Origin of the sequence: Saccharothrix sp. NPDC042600 (assembly GCF_040647305.1) — a bacterium.
Taxonomy (GTDB): Bacteria; Actinomycetota; Actinomycetes; order Mycobacteriales; family Pseudonocardiaceae; genus Actinosynnema; species Actinosynnema mutabilis.
The window spans coordinates 68,664-75,551 of record NZ_JBEZBW010000031.1; the positions used below are offsets into that span (position 1 = coordinate 68,664).

Consider the following 6,888-nt stretch of genomic DNA (forward strand, 5'->3'; position numbering starts at 1 on the left):
GACCAGTCGCCGGGTGGCCAGTCGCCGGGTGGCCAGTCGCCGGGTGGCCAGTCGCCGGGTGGCCAGTCGCCGGGTGGCCAGTCGCCGGGTGGCCAGTCGCCGGGTGATCAGTCGCCGGGTGATCAGTCGCCGGGTGCCTCGGCGTGGACGAGGAACGCGATCCGGGGGCGGTCGGTGACGATCCGGACCTCGGTCGCCGACACCCGCACGAACCCCGCGGCCTCGGCCAGGCGGGCGGCGCCGGCGACGTCGGTGGGCAGGGTGATGTCGTCGGCGACCAGCTCGGCGAACGCGGGTGAGGGCGAGAACACCTCGGCGGAGGGCACGCTGAACGCCAAGGCCCCGCCGGGCCGCAGGACGCGCGACCAGTCCGAGAAGGCCGCCGCACCGAGGAAGTGCAGGGACGACGCGCACAGCACGACGTCCGCCGTCCCGTCGGCCACGGGTGCCGGCACGGCGTTGCCCACCGACCACTCGACGACCCCGGCGGGGTCCAGCGAGGCGGCCTTGGCCACCGCGGACGCCACCATCCCGGACGACAGGTCCACCGCCACCACGCGGCGCGGGCGGAGGTGTTCGAGGGCGGCGAAGGCGGCGCTGCCGGTGCCCGTGGCGACGTCCACGACCAGGTCGGCGCGCGGTGCCGGGATACCGGTCACCAGGCGTTCGGCGACGACCCGGTGGAAGTCGTCCTCGTCGTAGGCGGCGGCGATGGCGTCGAACGGGGTGGCGGTCGCATCGGCGGTCATCGGCGCATGTTAACGCCGCAATCCGTTGCGTCGCCCCGAATTTCGAATCCCCCGCTCAACCCCTACCGCACATAGTAGTTCGGCCGTAGAGTCCGCGGGCTACCGGGAACACTCGGAACGGTGAGGGGTGTGCGACGTGCGTGGACGACGGTTGATCGCGTTGGGCGCGGTGGCGGCGGTGATGAGCGGGGTGGTGACCGGGTTGGCCGGGGCGCACCCGGACCACGGTGGTGGTGGGCGGGAGGACTTCCCCGGCGAAGGCGTCGCCGACGGGCTCTACAAGCAGCACGACGGCGACGAAGGCCACCTGCCGCCCGTCTCGCGCAACGTGTCGCTGGTGGGCAAGGGCAAGGTGAGCAACCCCGCCGGCACGACCGGACGGGTCGCGGACGTCACCGCGTTCGGCGACTACGCCTACCTCACCGCGTTCCGCGAGCCGACCTGCGAGCGGACCGGCGTGCACGTCATGGACATCTCGGACCCCACCAACCCCGTCGAGGTGACCGGCGCGTTCATCCCGACCAGCGCCGGCTCGTACGCCGGTGAGGGCATCCAGGTCGAGCACGTCGAGACGCCGTTCTTCCACGGCGACCTCCTGATCCACCAGAACGAGACCTGCCCCGGCGCGACGCCCGGCGCGAACTCCGGCGGCATCTCGCTGTGGGACGTCACCGACCCGCGCGGCCCGAAGCCGGTCAAGCTGCACACCGGCGACTTCACCAACGCGTCCGGCGGCGTGGACCCCGCGCCGAACCAGACGCACAGCATGCGGATGTGGACCGACGTCTTCGCCAAGAAGGTCTACGTGGCGCTGGTCGACGACGAGGAGGGCACGGACGTCGACATCCTCGACATCACCGACCCGTACCACCCCGTGCTGGTCAACGACGAGCTGGACCTGGGTGCCGCGTTCGGCGTGGACCAGCCCACCCCGGCCACGCTGACCTCGGTGTTCAGCCACGACATGATGATCACCAAGGTCGGTCGCCGGTACGTGATGAACATGAACTACTGGGACGGCGGGTACGTGCTGCTCGACGTCACCGACCCGCGGCCGGGCAAGGTGACCCTGATCGCCGAGTCCGACTTCGCCGCGTTGGACGAGGAGCGGCTGGCCCGCGGCCACGAGATCGCGCCCGAGGGCAACGCGCACCAGTCCGAGCTGTCGCCCGACCGCAAGTCCATGATCGGCACGGACGAGGACTTCAGCCCGTACCGGGTGACCGCGCGGATCGACTCGGGCCCGTACGCCGGGTCGGAGTACACCGCGACCTCCGCCGGGGACGCCAAGCCGATCGACGAGAACACCACGATCAGCGGCCCGACCACGTTCGTCGGCCTGGCGTGCGACGCCGCGGCGATCCCGGCGGGCACCGGCACGGCGCTGGTCGAGCGCGGTGTCTGCCCGTTCCAGGCCAAGCTGGACAACATCGTGGCCAAGGGCTACACGGCCGGCATCGTCTTCCAGAACGTCCGCCCGGACTGCCTGGGCGGCGTCACGATGGCGGCGGCCGGGCCCATCCCGTACGTGTTCGCCAACCGGCACGCGGGCCTGCGGCTGCTGGGCGTGCCGGGTGTGACCGAGGCGAACGCGTGCACCACGCCCACCCCGGCGAGCGGCGGCGAGGCGACCACGATCAAGGCCACCTTCGACGGTTGGGGGTACGTGCGGCTGTTCGGCACGAACATCCCGAAGTCGGGCACGGGTTCGATCACGCAGATCGACACCTACGCCGTGGCGGAGTCGCAGGACCCGAAGTACGCGCGCGGGTTCGGTGACCTGTCGGTGCACGAGGTCGCGATGGACCCGGACAACAACAACCTCGCTTACCTGTCCTACTACGCCGCCGGGTTCCGGGTCGTGGAGTACGGCGCGGACGGCATCCGGGAGGTCGGCGCCTTCATCGACGAGGGCGGCAACGACTTCTGGGGCGTCGAGGTGTGGAAGGACGAGACCGGCGAACAGTACGTGCTGGCCAGCGACCGCGATTTCGGGCTCTACGTGTTCCACTACGACGGCTGACGCTTCCACCACGACGGCTGACGTGAGGTGCCGGTGCGGTCCGGGAGGCTCGTCCCCGGACCACACCGGTTCTCAGCCCTCGATGCGGCGGATCGTGTTGATCGGGCCGATCGAGTCGATGTCCGCGATCCGGACCGGCACGCCCTCGGTCGAGGCGTGCACGGCCCGGACGTTGTCCACCGCCATCGCCACGTGGTGCTGGTCGGCGTAGTAGACGATGATGTCGCCGGCCTTGACCTCGCCGCGCGAGACCGAGCGGCCCACGCCCGCCTGGCCGTAGCTGGTGCGCGGGATGGACACGCCCGCGACCCGGTAGGACTGCTGCATCAGGCTGGAGCAGTCCCACTCGTCGGGGCCGTTGGCGCCGTAGACGTACGGGTCGCCGCGCTGGGCCAGCGCGTACTCCAACGCCTTGCCCGCGGTGCCGGCCGGCACGGCGATGCGGGACGTGTCGCCGGGGTCGGCCAGCGTCCGGCGGTCGGCCGCGCTGAGCCGGTCGTACTGCGCGCGGGCTTCGCGGACCTGGTCGTCCAGGTCGGACTTGCGCCGGGCGATGTCGTCGGCCAGCTTGGCGGCGGCGTTGGTGGCGTCCGTTGCGCGGCGTTGCGCGTCGTCGGCCTTGGTGACCGCGTCGGTCAGCGCGCCGAGCGCCTCGGCGTTCTCGGTGGCGAGGACGTCGAGCGCGGCCATGCGGTTGAGGTAGTCCTGTTGCGAGTCGCTGACCAGCAACGCGGACAGGTGCGAGAACCGCGCGCCCTCGAAGGTCGCCTCGGTGAGCAGGTCCACCTGGCCGCGCAGGTGTTCCTGGGCCTGGCGGGCGGTGGCGAGGTCGGTGGTGGCGCGGTCGAGTTCGCCTTGCCTGGCTTTCAGGTCGTCCTGGGCGCGGAGGTGCTCCTCGTTGAGCTTCTCCGCTTCGCCCGAGAGTTCGGTGTACTTCTTCAACGCCTCGGAGGCGTTGGGCGGGACGACCGGGTCGGCCGCCGCGTGGGGGAGCGCGAAACCGGCGGCCAGTGCCGCTGCCGCGGTGGCCGCGAGTGCGGCCCGGACGGTGCGCTGTGCGGGTGGTGACGCCACGGTGGCGTGAGCCTCCTTGACTGCTTCCGTCGACTGCTTCCGTAGTGGATAGTCCGATCGGGTTACCCCGGCAGGTCTCGGACAGGTTACGGAACGCGGTGGCTCTCGTCCACTACCGTGAATAGTAGGTGCGTCTCACCTGTGGTGGTTTCCGGGCCTCGCTCGGCGGCCTGTCGCTTGTTCAGTGGGCGAAGACCGGTCCGTCCGAGCTGGGTTTTCCGGCGGGGAGGAGCACAGGGGACGCCACGGCCGCGATGAGGGAGACGACGGCGCAGGCCAGGAAGGCGTTCTCGTAGCCGCTGACCGCCGCGGGGCCGGTCTCCACGCTCCCGCCCGCGACGGCGGCGACGAACGCGATGCCCAGGGACGCGCCCAGCTCGTGGTTGGTGTTGACCAGGCCCGACAGCAGTCCGGCCTCGCGGTGGTCCACGTCGTGCATCGCGCTGGTGGTGGCCACGACGAACATGCACGCCAGCCCGGCCGCCGCGACGACGAACCCGGCCAGGACGTCGCCCCCGCCGGAGAGCCGGGACAGCCAGAAGAAGCCGCCCGCCGCCACGACCATGCCCGCTGTCGCGATCGGTCTCCAGCCCAGTTTGGGGAGGAGGTGGGAGGTGAGGTGGACCGCGACGACCATGCCGAGTGCGACGGGGAGGAAGGTGAGGCCGGTCTCGAAGGCGGAGTAGCGGGCCACGGCCTGGAGGTACAGCGAGGCCAGGAAGAACGCGGCGATGAGCAGGCCGGCGCCGGTCAGCATCGCCAGGTTGCCGGCTACGACGTTGCGCCTGGTCAGGACGGGGATGGGGACCAGGGGGTGGCGGGATCGGCGCTCCACCGCGATGAACGCCGCGACCAGGGTCGCGCCTAGGGCGAGGGGGACCAGCGTGGTGGGTGCGCCCCAGCCGGCGCTGCCGGCGTTGACCAGGCCGAAGATGAGGGACGCGGTCATGGCGGTCATGAGGATTGCGCCTGGCCAGTCGGCGTGACGCTTGGTGGGCTGCGTGGCGTGCGGGTCGGTGTGTCGGGTGGCGTGCGGGTCGGTGGGCTGCGTGGCGTGCGGGTCGGTGTGTCGGGTGGTGTGTCGGGTGGTGTGGTTCTGGGGTGGTTTGACGAGTGCGAAAGTGGCTGCGAGGACGGCGGCCCCGATGGGCACGTTGACGAGGAACGCCCACTCCCAGCCGGGGCCGCTGGTCAGCGCCCCGCCTAGCAGCACGCCGACCGCCGAACCGGTGCCGCCGATCGCCGCCCACACGCCCAGTGCCTTGTTGCGCTCCGCGCCGTGGAAGGTGGTGGTGATGATGGACAGCGCGGCGGGGGACAGCAGTGCCGCGCCGGCACCCTGTGCCAGGCGGGCGGCGAGGAGCGTGGTGCCGTTCGTCGCCAGGCCGCACGCGAGGGAGGCCGCGGTGAACAGGGCCAGGCCCCACGCGAACGTCGTGCGCCTGCCGATGAGGTCGGCGAGCCGGCCGCCCAGGAGGAGGAAACCGCCGAACACCAGCGTGTAGGCGGAGATCACCCAGGGCAGGGTCGCGCGGCTGAGCGCCAGGTCCGCGCCGATGCTCGGCAGTGCGACGTTCGCGATCGTCACGTCGAGGATGACCATGAACTGCGCCAGGCACAACAGGGTCAGGACGCGCCATCGACCGGGGGTGGGTGGGGCGTGCTCGTGGTGCGTTGAGGGGGAGTGGCTCACCGGGAGCTCCGTAAGTCGAACGGCTGTGTAAAGGGAAGCTAGCCCCGGTGGTGTGGCTAAGTCAAACAGCGGTGTAAGGGTTGGTGGGGTTACAGGCAGTCGAGGGAGATCAGGGCCAGCAGGCCGGCGAACGCTCCGACGACCGGCAGGGTGACGGCGGCGGCGCAGGTGGCGGCGCAGGTCAGGCCGTTGAGCACGCGGTTGCGGTCGCGGCGGGGGAGGTCCAGGCGGTGCAGGCGCACCTCGACGGCGTCGCGGCCCATCGCCAGCGCCGAGCCCGGCGACCCGTGCTGGGACACCCGCACGAGCGCGGCCCGGACCGCGTCCACGCCGCACGTCCGCGCGGCGACCGCGTCGGCGGCGAGTTCGACCAGGGCGCGGACGGCGGTCGGGACCTGCCGGAACAGGGGGAGGAACGGCAGCAACGTGGCGATGGCCTCGCTCACGGCGATGAGCAGGTGGTGCCGGCCGCGGAGGTGGGCGCGCTCGTGTGCGAGCACGGCGGTGACCTGGTCGTCGGTGAGGTGGCGGTGCAGGCCCTCGGTGGCGACCACCACGCCGGGCGTCCCGGCGAAGCTGAACGCGAGCGGCACGTCGTGGTCCAGCCACAGGGTCGTGGGCGACCCCGGTTCCCGGCGCGCGGCGACGCGCAACGCGGCCAGGTGCTCCCGGCGGGTGCGGGCCCTGCGCCGGGCGGCGCGCACGCTCGTGATGGCGAGGCGGGTCAGCAGGGCGACGAGGAGGGCGAGTCCGAGCAGGCCGCCCGTCTCCTCGTGGTCCGGGGTCATGCCGTGGTCGAGGGTGGACCAGCAGTCGTGCAGGAGGCGCAGCGTGTGCGTGCCGTGGTCGGGGATGAGGAGAAGTGCCACGGCGAGCGTCGCCGTGACGACGACGCCGACGGCCGAGGCCAGCCAGGCGGCGATCGAGACGACGGGGTCGATGTCCCGTGCGGCCAGCTTGCGGAGCTGTCGGGGCGCCAGCAGCCCGATCAGGGCCGCTGTCAGCAGCAGGGCCGCCGCGACTGTCACTTGCGGTGCGGCTTTCGTGGTCGGGGTGTGGGTGGGAGTCCTCGCGTGCTCCGCATGGGCTGATTCTAGCTTCGGGCGGGTTGGGTGACGCTCCGCTTGTGAGGGGTTACGTGGTGGAGCGGTGCGCGGTTGAGCGGTGGGCGGTTGAGCGGTGGGCGGTTGAGCGGTGGGCGCTGGCGCGGTGGCGCGATCAAGGGAGCGGAGAGATCAAGAGCGAAGAGCGAAGAGCGAAAGATCAAAAGCGGCGCTCGCCGCGCGGCAGGCCCCCGGGGGTGGAAGGGCGTCGGTTCGTTCCCCGTACGGCCTGCCGGAGGCAACCAC

5 protein-coding genes are annotated in these 6,888 nt (G+C 71.8%); 1 reads left to right on the top strand and 4 read right to left on the bottom strand.

The window, feature by feature from the left end; all coding sequences use genetic code 11:
- Positions 1 to 122: 122 nt before the first annotated feature.
- Positions 123 to 749: a class I SAM-dependent methyltransferase gene (locus tag AB0A74_RS20440; RefSeq protein WP_358251497.1), complete on the bottom strand. Its 627-nt coding sequence runs from the start codon at positions 747 to 749 to the stop codon at positions 123 to 125.
- Positions 750 to 885: 136 nt separating this feature from the next.
- Between AB0A74_RS20440 and AB0A74_RS20445 the strand changes: the two genes are divergently transcribed.
- On the top strand, positions 886 to 2,772 hold the full coding sequence (locus AB0A74_RS20445) for a PA domain-containing protein (protein ID WP_358251499.1): 1,887 nt from the start codon (positions 886 to 888) through the stop codon (positions 2,770 to 2,772).
- A gap of 72 nt (positions 2,773 to 2,844) precedes the next feature.
- Here AB0A74_RS20445 and AB0A74_RS20450 read toward each other — a convergent pair whose 3' ends face one another.
- From AB0A74_RS20450 to AB0A74_RS20460, 3 genes are all read right to left on the bottom strand, one after another.
- The gene (locus AB0A74_RS20450) at positions 2,845 to 3,846 is read right to left on the bottom strand and encodes an NlpC/P60 family protein (protein WP_358251501.1); all 1,002 of its coding nucleotides are present in this window, start codon (positions 3,844 to 3,846) and stop codon (positions 2,845 to 2,847) included.
- A gap of 181 nt (positions 3,847 to 4,027) precedes the next feature.
- The gene (locus AB0A74_RS20455; protein WP_358251502.1) at positions 4,028 to 5,539 is read right to left on the bottom strand and encodes an MFS transporter; all 1,512 of its coding nucleotides are present in this window, start codon (positions 5,537 to 5,539) and stop codon (positions 4,028 to 4,030) included.
- An 89-nt stretch (positions 5,540 to 5,628) separates the two neighbouring features.
- Complete coding sequence (locus tag AB0A74_RS20460) at positions 5,629 to 6,567, bottom strand: M56 family metallopeptidase (protein WP_358251504.1); 939 nt, start codon at positions 6,565 to 6,567, stop codon at positions 5,629 to 5,631.
- Positions 6,568 to 6,888: the final 321 nt, after the last annotated feature.

Coding starts and splice junctions, on each gene's coding strand:
- AB0A74_RS20440 (WP_358251497.1), bottom strand. CDS start 749: ATGACCGCCGATGCGACCGCCACCCCGTTCGACGCCATCGCCGCCGCC.